Origin of the sequence: Pseudomonas sp. SWI36, assembly GCF_002948105.1 — a bacterium.
Lineage (GTDB): Bacteria > Pseudomonadota > Gammaproteobacteria > Pseudomonadales > Pseudomonadaceae > Aquipseudomonas > Aquipseudomonas alloputida.
Genome location: NZ_CP026675.1, coordinates 1,620,867 through 1,639,808, shown reverse-complemented (window position 1 = coordinate 1,639,808; position 18,942 = coordinate 1,620,867). Strand labels below are relative to the sequence as shown.

General features: G+C 62.4%; 14 protein-coding genes. 7 read left to right on the top strand and 7 right to left on the bottom strand.

The features are described 5' to 3' along the window. Positions 1-43 precede the first annotated feature (43 nt). Positions 44-361: a RidA family protein gene (locus tag C4Q27_RS07960; RefSeq protein ID WP_020193334.1), complete on the top strand. Its 318-nt coding sequence runs from the start codon at positions 44-46 to the stop codon at positions 359-361. A gap of 28 nt (positions 362-389) precedes the next feature. On the opposite strand, the gene C4Q27_RS07955 is transcribed toward C4Q27_RS07960, so the two are convergent. From C4Q27_RS07955 to C4Q27_RS07945, 3 genes are all read right to left on the bottom strand, one after another. Continuing rightward, on the bottom strand, positions 390-1,343 hold the full coding sequence (locus C4Q27_RS07955; protein WP_104886702.1) for an arsenic resistance protein: 954 nt from the start codon (positions 1,341-1,343) through the stop codon (positions 390-392). A gap of 248 nt (positions 1,344-1,591) precedes the next feature. Beyond that, positions 1,592-2,845, bottom strand: a complete 1,254-nt coding sequence (gene glyA / locus C4Q27_RS07950; protein WP_014589625.1) for a serine hydroxymethyltransferase — start codon at positions 2,843-2,845, stop codon at positions 1,592-1,594. Between the two features lie 249 nt (positions 2,846-3,094). Then, positions 3,095-6,925 (bottom strand): EAL domain-containing protein, encoded by a 3,831-nt coding sequence (locus C4Q27_RS07945; RefSeq protein ID WP_104886701.1) that lies wholly within the window; start codon positions 6,923-6,925, stop codon positions 3,095-3,097. Between the two features lie 248 nt (positions 6,926-7,173). On the opposite strand from C4Q27_RS07945, the gene C4Q27_RS07940 reads away from it, so the two are divergent. The 3 genes from C4Q27_RS07940 (at position 7,174) to gdhA (ending at position 11,112) form a co-directional block, all read left to right on the top strand. Beyond that, on the top strand, positions 7,174-7,578 hold the full coding sequence (locus tag C4Q27_RS07940) for a hypothetical protein (RefSeq protein WP_047605096.1): 405 nt from the start codon (positions 7,174-7,176) through the stop codon (positions 7,576-7,578). 304 nt (positions 7,579-7,882) lie between these two features. Further along, complete coding sequence (gene ettA, locus C4Q27_RS07930; protein WP_010951931.1) at positions 7,883-9,550, top strand: energy-dependent translational throttle protein EttA; 1,668 nt, start codon at positions 7,883-7,885, stop codon at positions 9,548-9,550. A gap of 221 nt (positions 9,551-9,771) precedes the next feature. Next, positions 9,772-11,112, top strand: coding sequence for an NADP-specific glutamate dehydrogenase (gdhA, locus tag C4Q27_RS07925; protein WP_003247498.1), 1,341 nt, complete (start codon positions 9,772-9,774; stop codon positions 11,110-11,112). Positions 11,113-11,311: 199 nt separating this feature from the next. Here the strand turns inward: gdhA and C4Q27_RS07920 are convergent, their stop codons facing one another. The 4 genes from C4Q27_RS07920 to C4Q27_RS07905 form a co-directional block, all read right to left on the bottom strand. After that, positions 11,312-11,809, bottom strand: a complete 498-nt coding sequence (locus C4Q27_RS07920; protein WP_060538637.1) for a GreA/GreB family elongation factor — start codon at positions 11,807-11,809, stop codon at positions 11,312-11,314. A 67-nt stretch (positions 11,810-11,876) separates the two neighbouring features. Continuing rightward, positions 11,877-12,233 carry a lipoprotein gene (locus C4Q27_RS07915; protein WP_003247495.1) on the bottom strand — a complete coding sequence of 119 codons (357 nt, stop codon included), beginning with the start codon at positions 12,231-12,233 and terminating at the stop codon, positions 11,877-11,879. Positions 12,234-12,450: 217 nt separating this feature from the next. Continuing rightward, positions 12,451-14,304, bottom strand: a complete 1,854-nt coding sequence (locus C4Q27_RS07910; protein WP_064491213.1) for a DUF4105 domain-containing protein — start codon at positions 14,302-14,304, stop codon at positions 12,451-12,453. A 71-nt stretch (positions 14,305-14,375) separates the two neighbouring features. Continuing rightward, positions 14,376-14,864: a DUF3015 domain-containing protein gene (locus tag C4Q27_RS07905; protein WP_003247492.1), complete on the bottom strand. Its 489-nt coding sequence runs from the start codon at positions 14,862-14,864 to the stop codon at positions 14,376-14,378. A 250-nt stretch (positions 14,865-15,114) separates the two neighbouring features. Here C4Q27_RS07905 and C4Q27_RS07900 point away from each other — a divergent pair, with 250 nt between their 5' ends. The 3 genes from C4Q27_RS07900 to C4Q27_RS07890 all read left to right on the top strand — a co-directional run bounded on the left by C4Q27_RS07900 (position 15,115) and on the right by C4Q27_RS07890 (position 18,726). Next, on the top strand, positions 15,115-17,553 hold the full coding sequence (locus C4Q27_RS07900; RefSeq protein ID WP_004575710.1) for a Lon protease family protein: 2,439 nt from the start codon (positions 15,115-15,117) through the stop codon (positions 17,551-17,553). 162 nt (positions 17,554-17,715) lie between these two features. After that, positions 17,716-18,054, top strand: coding sequence for a hypothetical protein (locus C4Q27_RS07895; protein ID WP_010951936.1), 339 nt, complete (start codon positions 17,716-17,718; stop codon positions 18,052-18,054). Between the two features lie 183 nt (positions 18,055-18,237). Then, positions 18,238-18,726: a TIGR00645 family protein gene (locus C4Q27_RS07890; protein WP_003247486.1), complete on the top strand. Its 489-nt coding sequence runs from the start codon at positions 18,238-18,240 to the stop codon at positions 18,724-18,726. Positions 18,727-18,942: the final 216 nt, after the last annotated feature.

Genomic DNA, 18,942 nt, shown 5'->3' with positions numbered 1-18,942 from the left:
GGAGGGTACCTCGATGATCACTCGCTACGGATCAAGCGCGCGGATGTCACTGGCGGTCAGTTACAGGGGCCTGTTCGAAACGGCAGGCATCGTGGCCGACGACCTGCAACAGGATGTGCAGGGGCAGTTGCGTCAGGCGCTGAGCGTGATCGACGGCCTGATGGTGCAGGCCAACGTCGGCAAGGCGCAGCTGACGCGGGTTCAGATGTGGCTGGCCGACTACCGCCACTTCGACCTGGTCAACGAAGTGTACGACGCCTGGTTGCAAGGCTGTGCAAAACCGGTGCGGGCCTGCGTGGGCGCCGACCTGGGGGCTGGCTACCTGGTAGAGGTGCAGGTGTTCGCCGTGTGCCCCGAATAGTCCTTTTCTCTATGACGAGTACCACGGGTCAACGCACAAACCGTGGTACCGCCCGTACATAGATCAGTTCGCTCACCAGCTCTACCAGGGTTTGCGTGATCACGGCTGCTGCCGCCAACCCGCGCATCTCTTCTGGCAATGCCAGCGCCAGCGGCAGCACCACCAGCGAGTTGCGCGTGGCTGCACTGAAGGTTACCGAGCGTGCCTCGCTGGCCGGCAGGCGCAGCAGGCGCGCACAGATGAAGCCGAGCACCGGGGCCAGCAGCATGAAGCCGATGTATACCGGAACCACCGGCAGCAAACGGTCGAAATCACGCAGTACCACGACAATCTGCGAAGCGATCACCACCATCAGCACCAAGGCCATCGCCGGCACCGGCAACCACGCCCAGGCGTCGTTCCAGGTCGCGATTGCGCGCGAGCGCCGGGCACCGGCGCTGGTGAGTACCGCGAGGGCCATCGGCAACACGATCAACAGCACGAAGGCTTCCACGAACGGGGTGATGGAGATTGCCACCTGGCTGCTGCCACCCAGCATCAGGGCCAGGTACACCGGCAGCATCACCAGTTGCGCCAGCAATAACACGGGGGTTGCGGCCAGGGTCAGGCGTGAGTCGCCTTTGCCAATGTGGGTGAACACCACCACGTAGTCGATGCAGGGCGTAAGCAGCACCAGCAAGGCCCCGACGAGGATCGCCGGGTGTTCCACCAGCCCGCGGGTGATGGCCCAGACAAGCAGCGGAACGAGAATGAAATTGGCCAGTAGCAGGGCCGTGATGAAGCGGCGGTTACCCAGGCCCTGGCGCAGGTCGAGGAAGGGTATTTGCAGGAACATCGCGTACATCAGCACGGCGATGGCGGGGGTGATCAGGGCTTCAAGCTGGCGCGCAGTGTCGCTGGCCAGCAGGCCGAAAACGATCGCGGCCAGTACGGCGGCGAAGTAGATGGGGATCTGCCGGGTTTCGAGTTGTTCTCTGGTCAAGGTGTGGCCTGTGGTTGGTGGTGTCAAACAGGGTAATACGTGATGGCACGTCGCTGCTCGAAATCATTCCCTGTGGGAGCGGGCGGGCCCGCGAACACCGGCGCAGTCGGTGCCATCCACCGCGTAGCCTTCTTCGCGGGCACGCCCGCTCCCACAGGATGTGTATCAGGCCTGCGAACGTGTTTCATGGTCCGTTCACGAAAAAGCCCGGCACTGGGCCGGGCTTTTTCACTTCAGGCAAGCGCCAATCAGTTGCCGTAAACCGGCAGCTTCTTGCAGATGGCCTTGACCTTCTCACGGACGGCGTCGATCACCGCTTCGTTGTTCAGGTCGGCCAGGATGTCGCAGATCCAGCTTGCCAGTTCCTTGCACTCGGCTTCCTTGAAACCACGGGTGGTAACGGCTGGGGTGCCGAAACGCAGGCCCGAGGTAACGAACGGCGAACGCGGGTCGTTCGGTACCGAGTTCTTGTTGACGGTGATGAAAGCTTTGCCCAGGGCGGCGTCAGCATCCTTACCGGAGATTTCCTGCTTGATCAGCGACAGCAGGAACAGGTGGTTCTGGGTGCCACCGGAAACCACGTCGAAACCGCGCTCGATGAACACGCTGGCCATGGCCTGGGCGTTCTTCACGACTTGCTGCTGGTAAGCCTTGAACTCTGGCTGCAGGGCTTCCTTGAAGCAGATGGCCTTGGCCGCGATGACGTGCTCCAGCGGGCCGCCCTGGGCGCCCGGGAAGACGGCGGAGTTCAGCTTCTTCTCGATGTCGGCGTTGGCACGGGCCAGGATCAGGCCGCCGCGCGGGCCGCGCAGGGTCTTGTGGGTGGTGGTGGTGACCACGTCGGCGAACGGAACAGGGTTCGGGTACACGCCAGCGGCAACCAGGCCGGCAACGTGGGCCATGTCGACGAACAGGTAGGCACCGACCTTGTCGGCGATGGCGCGGAAGCGGGCGAAGTCCAGAACCTGCGAGTAGGCCGAGAAGCCGGCAACGATCATCTTGGGCTTGTGCTCGACAGCCAGGCGCTCGACTTCGTCGTAGTCGATCAGGCCATTGCCGTCGATGCCGTACTGAATGGCGTTGTACAGCTTGCCCGAGGAGCTTACCGAAGCACCGTGGGTCAGGTGGCCACCGTGGGCCAGGCTCATGCCCAGGATGGTGTCACCGGCAGACAGCAGGGCCAGGTAGACGGCAGCGTTGGCCTGGGAGCCAGCGTGCGGCTGTACGTTGGCGTAGTCGGCGCCGAACAGCTCCTTGGCACGGTCGATGGCCAGTTGCTCGACGACGTCGACGTACTCGCAACCGCCGTAGTAGCGCTTGCCTGGGTAGCCTTCGGCGTACTTGTTGGTCAGGACCGAGCCCTGGGCTTCCATGACTGCCGGGCTGGTGTAGTTTTCCGAAGCGATCAGCTCGATATGCTCTTCCTGGCGCAGAGCTTCTTGCTGCATGGCTTCGAAGAGCTCGGCGTCGTACTTGGCAATGGTCAAATCACGGCTGAACATGGCGGTCCTCAAGGATCGGGGTAATTTGGGTGTGCATTCTAACCGATTGATTCGCGGCTGGCATATGAAGTGGCGTCAAGTCGCAGACCAATGGGCTTCATCTTGCATCCCGCGCCGTTTCTGGGCTGGGCGGGGGCGGGAGTTGACCTGGAAGTCCGCTTTTTTATGCAGGAATGCGGCGCGGTGGATGGCACCGGCTTGGCCGGTGTTCGCGGGTAAACCCGCTCCTACGGGGACCTTGTGTGCGGGTCAATGGAACATGAACAAGGTCTCGTTGGAGAATTGCGCCTCGAACTGATGCGCCGGCATCGGCCGCCCGAACAGATAGCCCTGCACCTCGTCGCAACCATGCTCGCGCAGAAACTCCAGCTGTTCGTGGGTTTCCACGCCCTCGGCGATGACTGCCAGGTTGAGGCTGTGGGCCATGGCGATGATCGCCCGGGCAATCTGCGCGTCCTGCTCGCCTTCGGGCAGGCCGTCGACGAAGGTCCGGTCGATCTTCAGGACGTCGATGGGGAACTGCTTGAGGTAGTTGAGCGACGAGTAGCCGGTGCCGAAGTCGTCTACCGCAATGCTCAGGCCGAGGTTCTTCAGGCTGGCAAGAATCTGCAGCGCCTCGTTCACCTCGCGCATCAGGATGCTTTCGGTCAACTCCAGTTCCAGGCATGCCGGCGGCAGGCCGCTTTCTTCCAGGATGTTGGCAATCCGTGTGCCCAGCTGGCCGTCGGAGAACTGCCGCGCCGAAATATTCACCGACACTTTCGGCACCCGCACCTTGGCCTTGTGCCAGGCCTTGAGCTGGCGGCTGGCCTCGCGCAGCACCCAGTCGCCCACGTCCACCACCAGGCCCAGTTCCTCGATCACCGGGATGAAGTCGCCCGGCGGCACCAGGCCTCGGGTCGGGTGACGCCAGCGCAGCAGCGCCTCGGCGCCGGTCAGGCGCTTGCCGTCGCCGCTGAACTGCGGCTGGTAATAGAGGATGAATTCGTTCTGCTCCATGGCGTGGCGCAGGTCGCTTTCCAGCTCCAGGCGCTCCAGGGCGCTGGCGTTCATTTCGGCCTGGTAGAACTGGAAGTTGTTCTTGCCGCGTTCCTTGGCGTGGTACATGGCGGTGTCGGCGTTCTTCATCAGCTGGCTCAGCTCACTGCCATCCTGCGGGCTGAGGGCGATGCCGATGCTGGCGGTAACGAAGAACTCGCGGTTTTCCAGCACGAACGGCCGCACCAGGCTGCCGAGGATGTTCTCGGCCACGTGGATGGCGCGGTTCAGGGCCATTTCGCGGGTGGGGCGCGGTTGCAGCAACAGGGTGAACTCGTCGCCGCCCATGCGTGCCACCGTGTCGTCGTCATCCACGCAGGCCAGCAGGCGCAGGGCCATGTCCTTGAGCATGCGGTCGCCGGCCGCATGGCCGAGGGAGTCGTTGATCGGTTTGAAGCGGTCGAGGTCGAGGAACATCAGCACCACCCAGGCCTTCTGCCGCTCGGCCTGCTGCAGGGCGTTGTACAAACGGTCCTGGAACAGTGTGCGGTTGGGCAGGTGGGTAAGGGCATCGTAGTAGGCCAGGCGGTGGATGCGCTGTTCGCTGGCCTTGCGTTCGCTGATGTCGGTGAAGAAGCACACGTAGCTGGCCAGGTCGCCTTCGTCGTCCAGTACCGCGGTGATGCCGACCCAGGCCGGGTAGTGGTCGCCGTCACGGCGCTTGAGCCACACCTCACCTTCCCAGCTGCCGCGCTGGTGCAGTTGCTTGACCACATAGCGCAGGTGGCCTTCCTGCTGTTCGTCGACAGTGAGCATGCCCGGCAGTTGGTCGAGCACTTCACTGACGGCGTAACCGCTGACGCGGCTGAACGCCTCGTTGGCCTGAACGATATAGCCGGCCGGGTCGGTGATGAGGATCGCCGACGTGGAATGTTCGAATACGGTCGCGGCCATGCGCAGGTCTTTTTCGGCACGGCGTTGCTGGCTGATGTCGCGGCCCACCCCGAGTACGCCTTCGAAGCGCTGGTCATCGTCCCACACCAGCACCAGGCGCAGCTCGATCGGGATCTTGCGGCCATCGGCACGCAGGCAGTCGAACAGGAACAGTTGAGTGGGTAACTGGCTGCACAGTTGCGCCATCTGCGCCGGATCGCCCATGGCCTTGCTGACACGCTCCATCAGGCTGTAGATGCCGGTGAGCTGGGCCGGGTTGGCGACGATCGACTGCCAGCCGTTGGCGAAGATCCAGTCGGCCTGGTAGCCCAGCACGCTCTGTACCGAGGGGCTGACATAATTGAGCTTGAGCTGGTTGTCGGTGGAAAAGATCACGTCGCTGATGCTTTCGGCGAGCATGCGGTAGCGTTGCTCGCTGTCACGAAGCGACTGGCTGGCCTCGATCTGAACGGTCACATCCTTGCCCACACCGATGATGCGCGTCACCAGGCCTTCGGCGTTGCGGGTCAGCACCTGCTCGCGGATGTCGTAGCAGCGCCAGCTTCCGTCGCGGTGGCGGAAGCGCAGCTGGCAGTGCAGCGGTTGGTCATGACAGTTGTCGCGCTGTTGGCGGCGCAGTGCCTGGTAGTGTGCGGCGTCCTCGGGGTGCAGCAGCAGCTCCCAGAAGCGGTCGCCCATCTGAGCCAGCTCGGTGCGGTCGTAGCCCAGGGTCTGGCCGAGGTGGCGGTTGCTGAAGATCATCCGCTGGCTCGGCACATCCTGCACATACAACTGGTCGGGTACGGTGCGTACCACGTCCGACCAGAAGCTTTCGCGTTCCAGTAGCGACAGCTCCACCTGTTTGCGGCTGGTGATATCGCTGATGCTGAGGATCACCGCCTGATAATCACGGCGCTGCAGCGGCAGGCGCGCCATCAGCCACAGGTGCAGCTCGGTGCCCTGCGGTGTCGGCAGACGCACTTCCAGCTCCAGCAACGGGCGTTGTTCGATCAGTGCGTCGATCAGTTGCATGCCGACGCTGTCTCGGCTGTCGCCAGTGCCATCGATCAGCCGCTGCCAGGCACTTTCGTGGCAGTCGATGTTCAGCAGCTGGCGCGCCACTTGGTTGACCTCGGTGATCTTCAGCTCCAGCAGCAGCGAGCGGCGCAGGTTCGGGTCCAGCGCCAGGCTGTGCTTGAGTGCGGCCCGGTTACGCAGGTGGTAGCGGTCGAGCTGGCCGGGCAGGCTGGACAGGTCGAGCACGCACAGGGCAACGCCGGTGCCTTCAAAAATTTCCTGATAACGCCGGCGGTCCTCCTGCAGCGCCCGCTGGCGGCGACGCATGTTGATCAGTGCCAGCACTGGCAGCAGGGCGCAGAACAGCACCAGCAGGCACTTGCCGAGCAGCGCCGGCAATAATTTCTGCTGGGCCAGTTTGGCGTCGAACAGACCGCGTAGCTGCCAGGTGCTGTTTTCGATAAAGGCCAGCATCACGCTTTGCAGCGGCTCGTCGCTGGTGTCGGCTGCGGCATGGCGCTGCAGCACCTCGCCGCTGCGGCTGTTTTCCAGCAGCCACTGCGGGTGGCCACTGCCCTCGAGGTGGAGGGTGAGCTCGCGGTAATAGTCCGGTGACAGGCGCAGTAGCCAGTAGCCGCTACCCTGTGCGGCATCCTGGCGCAGCAACAGGTACAGGAGGTGGTTGTCGGCCGAATTGGTGAAGAAGTACGGGCGTCCCTGGCTCAGCACGAGCAACTCGTCAAGCGACTGGCGGTCGGGGCTGCCGGCCTGGCTGTCGGCGCGTAGCTGCCCGACGTTGTCCAGCCAGGCCACGCTCTGCAGGGCGGGGAGGCGCTCGCGCAGGGTACCGAGCAGGCTGGGCAGGGCGGCAGGTGTCGGTGCATCAGGGTAGGGTTGCACCACGTTCACAGCCTGTTGCGCCTTGAGCGCCATGTTCAGGCTCAGGTGGTCGGCCAGTTCCGCGGAGGCGTCCAGGCTCTGTTTGCGCAATTCGGCCTGGGTATGATTGAACTGGGCGAACAGCTGCCACAGCAGCAGGCCCAGCAGGATCAGGGCCAGCAGCGCCAGCGCACCCTTGATCGACCCGCGCAGGAGAGTCGCGGGTGCTTGTGGGGCGGAACGCAATGACGACGGATGAGTAAGGTTGGTCAAGCGTTGATCCTGCGATTGGGCTGGCGATGGCAGGGAATGATCGTGCACGGTGCGTGCCGGCGCCCGGCTTGCGCACCGCGGTGGCGCACTATAAGGCCGGACACCCGAAACCGGCTAGCATGCCTCGGATTATGGCGAAGTGCCAGCCATGTTGACCGATGGTGGCTGCCCGGTGGTTCGGCAAGCCCCTGTAACCTGTGCGAGAATAGCGCCCGCTTCACATGACAACGCATCGGAGATGTTCGGTTTTGGTTACTCACTTTTCCTCCAATGGCCTCGATTCCGCCTGCGGGCGCAGCAGTCAGACCCTTGTCAGCACTGCCGTGACCGAGGACGTATCCTGCAAGTCTTGCCAGCGTTCGCTGGGCAAACCCGAGGCGGCCGCTGCCGCAAAAAGCAAGGCCCCATCGCTGGCTGAACTGCGCAAGACCGCCAAGGTGGCAGCAGAGCCGGCTGTTGCAGTACCTGCGGTCAAGCCGGCAGCCAAGGTAGTCAGCACTGCCCCTGCACCTGGCAAACCGGCCAAGGCGGCCGAGCAGCAACCTGCCCGCAGCGGCGGCTTCAGCGTGAAGTCCGCCTGGGCCGCGCGCCTGGCCGAGCAGGGCGACCGTTGCCGCCTGCCGCGGGGCAAGGCCAAACAGCGTCACGTCTGAGCCTCTTCGGCTGCCGTGCCGGCCCTTTCGCGGGCTCGCCCGCTCCCACAGGAATCGCGGATTCTTCAGACTCTGTGGTGACACTGTGGGAGCGGGCATGCCCGCGAAGAGGCCGGCACAGGCAATGAATTCATCCCAGTGACCGCACTGATCACACCCCACCATCGGCCCCTCCTATGCAACGCCGCGCGTTGGCGTAGAATGGTCGACTTTGTTCAATGACACCCCGTAAACACATCCCACTGGCCACCGCGTGCCGGGGCGATCGGCGATGTCTTTACCTATCTGATTAGAGGGCTTGGTTTTGGCTCAATACGTCTACACCATGCATCGGCTGAGCAAGGTCGTGCCGCCGAAGCGGGAAATTCTCAAGAACATTTCCCTGTCGTTCTTCCCAGGCGCCAAGATTGGCGTACTTGGCCTGAACGGCGCCGGTAAATCGACCCTGCTGCGGATCATGGCGGGCGTCGACAAGGAATTCGACGGCGAAGCCCGTCCGATGCCCGACATCAACGTGGGTTACCTGCCACAGGAACCGCAACTGGACCCAACCAAGACCGTGCGTGAAGTGGTCGAGGAAGCGGTCAGCGTAATCAAGGACGCCCAGGCCCGCCTGGACGAGGTCTATGCGGCCTACGCCGAGCCGGATGCCGACTTCGACAAGCTGGCCGCCGAGCAGGCCAAGCTGGAAGCCATCCTGCAGGCCGCCGATGGCCACAACCTGGAGCGCCAGCTGGACGTCGCTGCCGACGCCCTGCGCCTGCCGGCCTGGGATGCGCGCATCGAACACCTGTCCGGTGGTGAGAAACGCCGTGTGGCCCTGTGCCGCCTGCTGCTGTCGGCACCCGACATGCTGCTGCTCGACGAACCGACCAACCACCTGGACGCCGACTCGGTGGCCTGGCTGGAGCGCTTCCTGCACGACTTCCCGGGCACCGTGGTAGCCATTACCCACGACCGTTACTTCCTCGACAACGTCGCCGGTTGGATCCTGGAGCTGGACCGCGGCGCCGGCATCCCGTACGAAGGCAACTACTCGGGCTGGCTGGAAGCCAAGTCGGAGCGTCTGGCGCAGGAATCCAAGCAGCAGAGCGCCCACGAAAAGGCCATGAAAGAAGAACTGGAGTGGGTGCGCAAAGGCGCCAAAGCCCGCCAGTCCAAGTCCAAGGCCCGTCTGCAGCGCTTTGAAGAAATGCAGTCGCAGGAATTCCAGAAACGCAGCGAAACCAACGAAATCTACATCCCGGCCGGTCCGCGCCTGGGTGACAAGGTTATCGAGTTCAAGAACGTCACCAAGGGCTACGGCGACCGTGTGCTGATCGACAACCTGTCGTTCTCCATGCCCAAAGGCGCCATCGTTGGCGTGATCGGTGGTAACGGTGCCGGTAAGTCGACCCTGTTCCGCATGTTGATGGGCAAGGAGCAACCGGACTCGGGCAGCATCGAGATCGGTGAAACCGTACAGTTGGCCTGTGTTGACCAGAGCCGTGAGGACCTGGACGGCGCCAAGACCGTGTTCCAGCAGATCTCCGACGGTTCCGACCAGATCCGCATCGGCAACTACGAGATCCCTTCGCGTACCTACGTTGGTCGCTTCAACTTCAAAGGTGGCGATCAGCAGAAGTTCGTCAAGGACCTGTCCGGTGGTGAGCGTGGCCGCCTGCACCTGGCCCTGACCCTGAAGGAAGGCGGTAACGTTCTGCTGCTCGACGAACCGTCCAACGACCTCGACGTCGAAACCTTGCGTTCGCTGGAAGAAGCCCTGCTGGACTTCCCGGGCGCCGCGATCGTGATTTCCCACGACCGTTGGTTCCTGGACCGTGTGGCTACCCACATCCTGGCGTACGAAGACGACTCGAACGTGGTGTTCTTCGAAGGTAACTACACCGAGTACGAAGCCGACCGCAAGAAGCGTCTGGGTGATGCTGCTGCCCAGCCGCACCGTGTACGGCACAAGAAACTGGCCCAGTAAGCCGGTTTTCTGATGCACGAGAATGGGGCCCAAATGGGCCCCATTTTTGTGCCTGGCGTTCCGCTAAGAATGGGAAATCAAAGGTGCGTTTTGTATACACTTATATAAAACGCACCAAATAATTTCATAAAAACGACATCTCGCCCTATTCCGGTGCGATTGCTTCTTGGTACATTCCTGAAAAAACCAATAAGTCCAATCCTCTTGGTGAGATGTCTACCATGATCGAATCTGTCGACAATTTCCTTGCACGCCTGAAGCAGCGTGACCCAGGCCAGCCGGAATTCCACCAGGCGGTGGAAGAAGTGCTACGCACCCTGTGGCCATTCCTTGAAGCCAACCCCCACTATCTGCAGTCCGGCATCCTCGAGCGCATGGTCGAGCCCGAGCGCGCCGTACTGTTCCGCGTTTCCTGGGTCGATGACCAGGGCAAGGTGCAGGTCAACCGCGGCTACCGCATTCAGATGAGCAGTGCCATTGGCCCGTACAAGGGCGGGCTGCGTTTCCACCCGTCGGTGAACCTCAGCGTGCTGAAGTTCCTGGCGTTCGAGCAGGTGTTCAAGAACTCGCTGACCTCGCTGCCCATGGGCGGCGGCAAGGGCGGCTCGGACTTTGACCCGAAAGGCAAGAGCGACGCCGAAGTGATGCGCTTCTGCCAGGCGTTCATGAGCGAGCTGTATCGCCACATCGGCGCTGACTGCGACGTACCGGCCGGTGACATCGGCGTGGGTGCCCGCGAAATCGGCTTCATGTTCGGCCAGTACAAGCGCCTGGCCAACCAGTTCACCTCGGTGTTGACCGGCAAGGGCATGACCTATGGCGGCAGCCTGATCCGCCCGGAAGCCACCGGCTATGGCTGCGTTTACTTCGCCGAAGAAATGCTCAAGCGTCAGGACAAGCGTATCGACGGCCGCCGCGTGGCGGTGTCTGGTTCGGGCAACGTCGCCCAGTATGCTGCGCGTAAGGTCATGGACCTGGGCGGCAAGGTGATCTCGCTGTCTGACTCTGAAGGTACCCTGTATGCAGAAGCCGGGCTGACCGACGCCCAGTGGGACGCCTTGATGGAGCTGAAAAACGTCAAGCGCGGACGTATCAGCGAGCTGGCCGGGCAATTCGGCCTGGAGTTCCGCAAGGGCCAGACCCCGTGGAGCCTGCCGTGCGACATCGCCCTGCCATGCGCCACCCAGAACGAGCTGGGCGCCGAAGATGCCCGCACCTTGCTGCGTAACGGCTGTATCTGTGTGGCCGAAGGCGCCAACATGCCGACTACCCTCGAGGCTGTGGATATCTTCCTGGACGCCGGCATTCTGTACGCCCCGGGCAAGGCCTCCAATGCGGGCGGCGTAGCCGTGTCGGGCCTGGAAATGTCGCAGAACGCCATGCGCCTGCTGTGGACGGCCGGTGAAGTGGACAGCAAGCTGCACAACATCATGCAGTCGATTCACCATGCATGCGTGCACTACGGTGAAGAGGCTGATGGCCGGATCAACTACGTCAAGGGGGCGAACATTGCGGGCTTTGTGAAAGTGGCCGATGCGATGCTGGCTCAGGGCGTGGTCTGATCTGAGACCGTAGGGGGCCGCTTTGCGGCCCATCGCGACGCAAGGCCGCTCCCACAGGGATGGCGCCAGCTTTTAGAAGTTGAGCAAGACAGTTGCTTCCACAGGCTGGACTGCACCCGAGAAGTTGGACAACCAGGCAGTCAAGGCCCTGTGGGAGCGGCCTTGCGTCGCGATGGGCTGCAAAGCAGCCCCAGGGCCCTCAACCCTCACCCAGAATCTCAACCACCTCTATCACCTGTTCCCCCACCGGCCGCCGCCAGACCACCTCATCACCCGGCCCAGCCCCGAGCAAAGCCCGCCCCAATGGCGAACCCCAGTTGATCAACCCCCGCCCGGCATCCGCCTCATCCTCGCCCACCAGCTGCACCACCTGCTCCTGGTCCTGCGCATCGACAAATCGCACCCGGCTACCAATCTGTACCTTGCTATGGGAAGTCGCCGCGGGTACCACCTGGGCGCTTTGCACCCGCGCGCTGAAGTAGCGCAGATCCCGCTCGGTATCGGCCAGCCGTTGTTTGTCACCCCGTTCGCCCTGCGCCTGCAGTTCGCTGCGCAAGGCATTCAGCTCGGCCACCCGCGTTTGCAACTGGCGCAGGCCGCTGGCCGTCACATAGTTGGGCTGTTCGCTGATGCGCCGCTCGACCGGCTGGTCGGCCTGGTCGGCGGCTTGGTCTTCGTTGACGAATGCTCGGCTCATGTAGGGCCTCCTTGTGCATGAGACCATCATGGCAGGCCGCCGGTTTAAAGGAATGTCCGTTTGCGACTCAATTGTGGCGATAGGCCTTGGCAGCGCCGCGGTCCTTTTCCTGCTCCCACTCGCGGTCACGCTGGTCCCAGAAGCGCTCGTGGTATTGGCGCTGTTCTTCGCTGTTCTGCATGGCATGACACTGGCGGAAGCCATCGTCCCAGCCGGTTTCGTACTGGCGCTCGTGCAGGTAGCGCGGTACGTTCTTGCGGAAGTTGCCCACCATCAGCCCGGCCGCCTGGCGGCCACTGCTGCAGCCGTCCTGGAAGCCATCCGCATAGGCAGGAGGGTAACCGTGGTTGACCATCTGCTCGTGGGTGGTTTCGCAACCCGACAGCAACAACGCAATGCACACGCCGAACCAGTACCGCGACATAGCCACAAAGCCCTCCAGTTGATGATGGGAAGTCTAGGTGGCGGTTTGTCGGGTAGGTGTCAAAACAGTGTCAAAGAGTTGGTTCAGTCACACTGCTTTACTAGCCTGACTGGCCAATTCGCGGGCAAGCCCGCTCCCACAGGTACTTGCACAGGCCTCTGATCTTGTGGGGAGCCTTGTGGGAGCGGGCGTGCCCGCGAAAGGCCGCAGAGCGGCCTCAGTAGTGATACCACTTCAGCTCCAGCATCACCTCGTTTTGCGCCGTAGCCAGGTGGCTGAACTCCCGCGAGGCACTCAACCGAAGCCCAAGGTTCTGGCTGATCTCCCACTGCTGGTTCAGGCTTACACTGCGACGTACTTCGCCGTTGGTGAAGTAATCGCCCTTGGCCTCCAACGTCATGTTGCCTAGCCCATTGCGCCACAGCAGCCCGCCATTGAAGCCAGCCGCCGGGGCAATGAACTGAGCGAAGTCGTTGTGATGCTCGACCCGCACCGTGCCCAAGGCAAACCCCAGCAAACCGTCGGCCAGCTGCCAGGTGCCGCCAGCGCCGCCATTCACATGGCTCACCAGCACTTCGTCATCATGCTTGCCCGGCACCCGCTCCAGCCCGCCGGCCACTTGCCATGACCAAGGCTTGAGCAGCTCGTTACGGGGTGTCAGTGAACGGATGGTGGCCAGGTCCAGGCGCTGCACCTGCCAATCGTTGCCTTCGTACTGGCGCAGCTTCAATTGCAGGATTTCGATCTGTGCGCCCAGCGGGAAGCCATAGGCGTTGTCATTCAGGTCGTGGTAGGCCATGCGCAAGCCATATTCGGCGTAGGCGCGGTCTTCACGGGTGCCCACGCCCAGTTGCCAGGTGCGCGAGTCATGGCCATCTTCGGGCAGGCCGGGGCGCTCGATCTGCAGGGGCGGCGGCGGGTTGCTGTTGATCGCCCGCAGCAACTCGAAGCTGCGTTTGGCCTGCCCTGGGTCGCGTTCCTGGCCATTGGCCCGATACCGCTCAAGGCGATACGCGGCATCTTGCACCAACGCTTGGCGTTCGCGAGGCAGGGCCTGGAATTCTGGGCTTTGCAGTTGCGCAGTGTCGGCGCTTACAGCCAGCACCTGGCGCTTTTCGTCGTGGTCGAGTGGCTCGGCCCTGGCCAGCAATTCACGTTCGCGAGAAGGGCGGTAAGTTTCGCTGGCGACCAGGCCGGACTGCTTCACGGCTTTCACCGTGTCGGTGGGAATGGCGGTCAGCGGGAACTGAGACGTCAGGTCCAGGCTCGGCCGGGCCACTTGCAGCAGCTCCAGCAGGCGATACGAGCAGTTTTCGTCGAAGAAGAAGTAGTCGAACTGGATCTGCTTCAGCTCCCACACATGCTCGACCATACGTCCGGTTTCTTCGGGGGTCAGGTCCAGCTGGTATTCCCACAGGTCGCGGTTTTCCAGGCTGCGGTATTCGGAGAGTTTTTCCTGGTAGGGCATCAGCGCGAACAGCCCCGGGTAGCCGCCCATCAGGCCTTTCCAGGCGTACAGGATGCTGTTGTCGCTGCCTTCGATATAGGCACCGAAGTTGATGGCGTAGCTCAGCAGCGTGGTGTCGTCGCTGCGGGTGTTGGACTGGTCGATGCGCAGCAGGGTGTGTCCGAACATCGACGACGGGCTGTTCAGGTAGGCTGCCGGGAAGATCAACGCGGCGCTGTGCGGGTCGATCGACTGGTACCAGGTCTTGAATTCCTGGCAGTCCGGTTGTGGCAAGTCTTGCAGGTCGAGCTGTTCGCGCAGCCAGCGGGTGCGCGCGGGGAATACGCACTGGGCGTGCTTGTCACCGAGGCTGGCCGGGGCATACAGCGCATCGACCGTAGCCTTGAGTTCCTGGTCCGGATGGTGCGCGCCATCTTCGGCGAGGAAGAACGCATCATCATCCACATAGCTGCGCCAGCCGCCGAGCTTGGCGGTTTCGTAATGTCCAATGGCGAGCCAGTAGGGGGTATTGGCCAATTGCTGGAGACGGCCTGGATCCAGCAGGGGAGCGGCATGAACAGGGGCGCAGGCACACAGCGCCAGGGCAGTGAGGCGTTTGAGCATATCGGGCAACTACTTCTTGACGATGCCGAAAAAGGCGAAACCCGCCCCGGGTGGGGCGGGAGCAGCTGTGCTTAGGCCTCGGTAGCGTATTTGGCCAGGCGTGGGTCGCTCTTCAGAACGGCCAGGGTGTTGCTGTGGACAGTTTCGGCAGTGACGTCGGCGCTGCTGAAGATCTGGTTGAAGTGCTGGTGGGTGACCGAGTTGAAGTAGCTGCGGTCCTCCGGTGCTACGCCGAGAACGACGGCATAGGTGGTCAGTGCTTCGCCCTGGCCCATGGCCATGTCTTCGGAAAGCTCGTTCATCATGCCGTTCATGGCGAACCAGGACTTGCCGCCGTAGGTCAGCGAAGCCTTGGTCGAGCAGCCGTTGGTGCCGGAGGTCATGCCGAAGGTGGCGTTACCGGAGGTGCCGTTGGTGGTAGAAGCCAGGAAGTGTGCCGGCGTGCCGCGCTGGCCTTCGAACAGCATGTTGCCCCAGCCGCAGTTCGGGCCGCCCGGCGCTTCGGCCATGGCGTTCAGCGAGACCACGGTGAACAGAGTACCCAGAAGAATCCGTTTCATAGCATTTGTTCTCTTTGTCTTAACCAAGGGTCAGGGTTTCTGGCAACTCGGTTGCCAGGTCGGGAAAGCTTTTCACCCACCCGCGCAGCTTGGAGTTTAGGCACGATCTAAAGGTTGCGTTGTTGATTGCGAAAAATTTGCTGTCACAAGACTGCACCGGCTGCGACATAAAGTCCCGTGGAGCCTTGCAAGGCGCGCGCGGGCAGCGCCAGAATGCTGCGTATCTGCCCCGCCGAAGTAAGGAAACCCAATGCCCGATCCTGTCGCTGCGCGCCTGCGTCTTGCGCCTGAAGCCCTGACCCGGCGTTTCTCCCCCGAGCAGTTTGCTTTTACCCATACCGACGATCTGGAGCCGTTTCGCGGAGTTCTGGGCCAGGAACGTGCTGTCGAGGCCCTGCAGTTTGGCGTGGCCATGCCGCGTCCTGGTTACAATGTGTATGTGATGGGCGAGCCCGGCACCGGGCGCTTCTCGTTCGTCAAGCGCTACCTCAAGGCCGAGGGCAAGCGCCAGCAGACCCCGGCCGACTGGGTCTACGTCAACCACTTCGACGACACCCGTGAACCACGTGCACTGGAGCTGCCGTCCGGAAGCGCCGCCGAGTTCATCAGCGACATGGGCGGATTGATCGACAACCTGCTGTCGACGTTCCCGGCGGTGTTCGAACACCCGTCCTACCAGCAGAAGAAGGGCGCCATCGACCGCGCTTTCAACCAGCGTTATGACCGCGCTCTGGATGTGATCGAGCGCGCGTCGCTGGAAAAGGACGTGGCCTTGTACCGCGATGCCAGCAACGTCGCCTTCACGCCGATGGCGGATGGCAAGGCGCTGGATGAAGCAGAGTTTGCCCAATTGCCCGAAGAGGTGCGCGAGCAGTTCCACGAGGACATTGCCCTGCTTGAGGAGCGCCTCAACGAAGAGCTGGCCAGCCTGCCGCAATGGAAGCGCGAATCGAACAACCAGCTGCGCCAGCTCAACGAAGAAACCATCACCCTGGCGCTGCAGCCGTTGCTGGCGCCGCTGTCGGAAAAGTACGCCGAAAACGCGGCGGTTTGCGCCTACCTGCAATCGGTGCAGTTGAACCTGTTGCGTACGCTGGTCGAGCAACTGGTCGATGACAGCAAGTCCGACGCCGTGGCCCGCAAGCTGCTCGAAGAGCAGTACGCGCCCAGCCTGGTGGTGGGCCATCACGCTGACGGTGGGGCGCCGGTGGTGTTCGAGCCGCACCCGACCTACGACAACCTGTTTGGCCGTATCGAATACAGCACCGACCAAGGTGCGCTGTATACCTCCTATCGCCAACTGCGCCCAGGCGCGCTGCACCGTGCCAACGGCGGCTTCCTGATTCTGGAAGCCGAGAAAATGCTGGGTGAGCCGTTCGTATGGGACGCGCTCAAGCGTGCGTTGCAGTCGCGCAAGCTGAAGATGGAGTCGCCGATCGGTGAGCTGGGCCGTGTTGCCACTGTCAGCCTGCAGCCGCAGGTGATTCCGCTGAACGTCAAGCTGGTGATCATCGGCTCGCGCCAGCTGTACTACGCACTGCAGGACCACGACCCGGACTTCCAGGAGATGTTCCGCGTGCTGGTGGACTTCGATGAAGACATGCCGATGGTCGACGAGAACCTGGAGCAGTTCGCCCAGCTGTTGCGCACCCGCACCAACGAAGAGGGCATGGCGCCGCTGACCAGTGACGCGGTAGCGCGTCTGGCCACCTACAGTGCTCGTCTGGCCGAAAACCAGTCGCGTCTGTCGGCGCGTATCGGCGACCTGTTCCAGCTGGTCAGCGAGGCTGATTTCATTCGCCAGCTGGCCAGTGACGAAATGACCGACGCAGGCCACATCGAGCGTGCGCTGAAGGCCAAGGCCACCCGTACCGGCCGTGTGTCGCAACGGGTGCTGGACGACATGCTCGCCGGCATCATCCTGATCGACACGGAAGGCGCGGCCATCGGCAAGTGCAACGGGCTGACCGTGCTTGAAGTGGGTGACTCGGCGTTCGGCATGCCCGCGCGTATTTCGGCCACCGTCTACCCGGGCGGCAGCGGTATTGTCGATATCGAGCGTGAGGTCAACCTTGGCCAGCCGATCCACTCCAAAGGGGTGATGATCCTCACCGGTTACCTGGGCAGCCGCTATGCCCAGGAGTTCCCGCTGGCGATCTCTGCCAGCATCGCCCTGGAGCAGTCCTACGGCTACGTGGACGGCGACAGCGCCTCGCTGGGCGAAGCCTGCACGCTGATCTCGGCCTTGTCGCGCACGCCGCTCAAGCAGTGCTTCGCCATCACAGGCTCCATCAACCAGTTTGGTGAAGTGCAGGCGGTGGGTGGAGTGAACGAGAAGATCGAGGGCTTCTTCCGCCTTTGCGAGGCGCGTGGCCTGACCGGCGAGCAGGGGGTGATCATTCCGCGTGCAAACGTCGCCACCTTGATGCTTGACGAGCGCGTGTTGCAGGCGGTGGAGAACGGCATGTTCCACGTCTACGCGGTCAGCCAGGCTGATGAGGCGCTGAGCCTGCTGGTGGGCGAGGAGGCCGGGGTACTCGACGACAAGGGGCTGTTCACCGAGGGCAGCGTCAATGCCCGAGTGGTGGAGCGCCTGCGTGAAATTGCCGAGATGATCAGCGAGGAAGACATCGAGAAGGCAGAAAAGGAACGCCTGGAAGAGGTGATTGCCCAGGCCAAACCGGCTTGAGTCAATAAACTGGCGCTGACGGCGATGTGCTACCGTTCAGCGCCAGTTTTCCATCTTTCTGAGCGGTTCCTCTATGCTGGAACTTAAGGACGGTACAGCGTTCAGGATGGAAACAGCCTGAGGGTTTCGGGCTGAACAAGGCTCATTGGAGGGGACGCGGCCATGCGCAACCTCAGCCTCACACGCCAGTGCCTGGGCCTGGTGACCCGTATCGAATGCAGCATTCGTCCACTGGCCGGGGATAACGGCATGTGGACCCTGCTGTTCGCCGCCGGCATGGCCGGTGAACAACCCTCCGCGATCAAGGCGCAGGGCCCGTTTCATGGGCCACTGGTGGCCGAGTCGGTGCTCAATGCCATCGTCGACAGCCTGACCATGCATGGTTATCAGGTGGCCGATGACCCGCAGATCTGGTGTCTGCATTTGCAGGCGCAGTTGCGGCGGATCAATGGTGAGCGGTGTCGCAACCTGGGGGATTACCAGTTTCATCCTGAGACCTGAAGAATGCCGGGGCCGCTTTGCGGCCCATCGCGACACAAGGCCGCTCCAACAGCATCGGCTTGCTGTGGGAGTGTGGCCTTGTGTCGCGATCAGGCTGCGGAGCAGCCCCCGGGCTTTTGCTGTAACAGGTGGCTGGCTATACTCGCCGTCGCTTTTTTAGTCACCTGATGAGTCCTGAACTTCATGGAACGTATCCTCGAAAACGCGATGTATGCCTCGCGCTGGCTGCTCGCACCGATCTACTTCGGCTTGTCCCTCGGCCTGCTGGCCCTGGCGCTGAAATTCTTCCAGGAAGTGGTCCACGTCCTGCCCAATGTCTTTGCGTTGAGCGAAGCTGACCTGATCCTGGTGATCCTGTCACTGATCGACATGTCGCTGGTTGGTGGCCTGCTGGTGATGGTGATGATTTCCGGCTACGAGAACTTCGTCTCGCAACTGGACATCGATGAAAGCAAGGAAAAGCTCAACTGGCTGGGCAAGATGGATTCCTCGTCGCTGAAGATGAAGGTTGCCGCGTCGATCGTGGCGATTTCCTCCATTCACCTGCTGCGGGTGTTCATGGATGCGCAGAACATCTCCACCGATTACCTGATGTGGTACGTGATCATCCACATGACCTTCGTGGTCTCGGCGTTCTGCATGGGTTACCTGGACAAGCTGACCAAGCACTGAGTCCCGCCAGGCCTCACTGCAACTCCTGTGGGAGCAACTGTCTTGCTCAATTTCTGAAAGCTGGCGTGATCCCTGTGGGGCTTGCCCGCGAACACCGGCAAAGCCGGTGCCAGCCACCGCGTGGCCTGCTTCGCGGGCACGCCCGCTTCCACAGATATCGAGGCTCAACTGACGAGTGGCGTCAGTCATGCCTTGCGCATTCTCCCTTCCTGTACA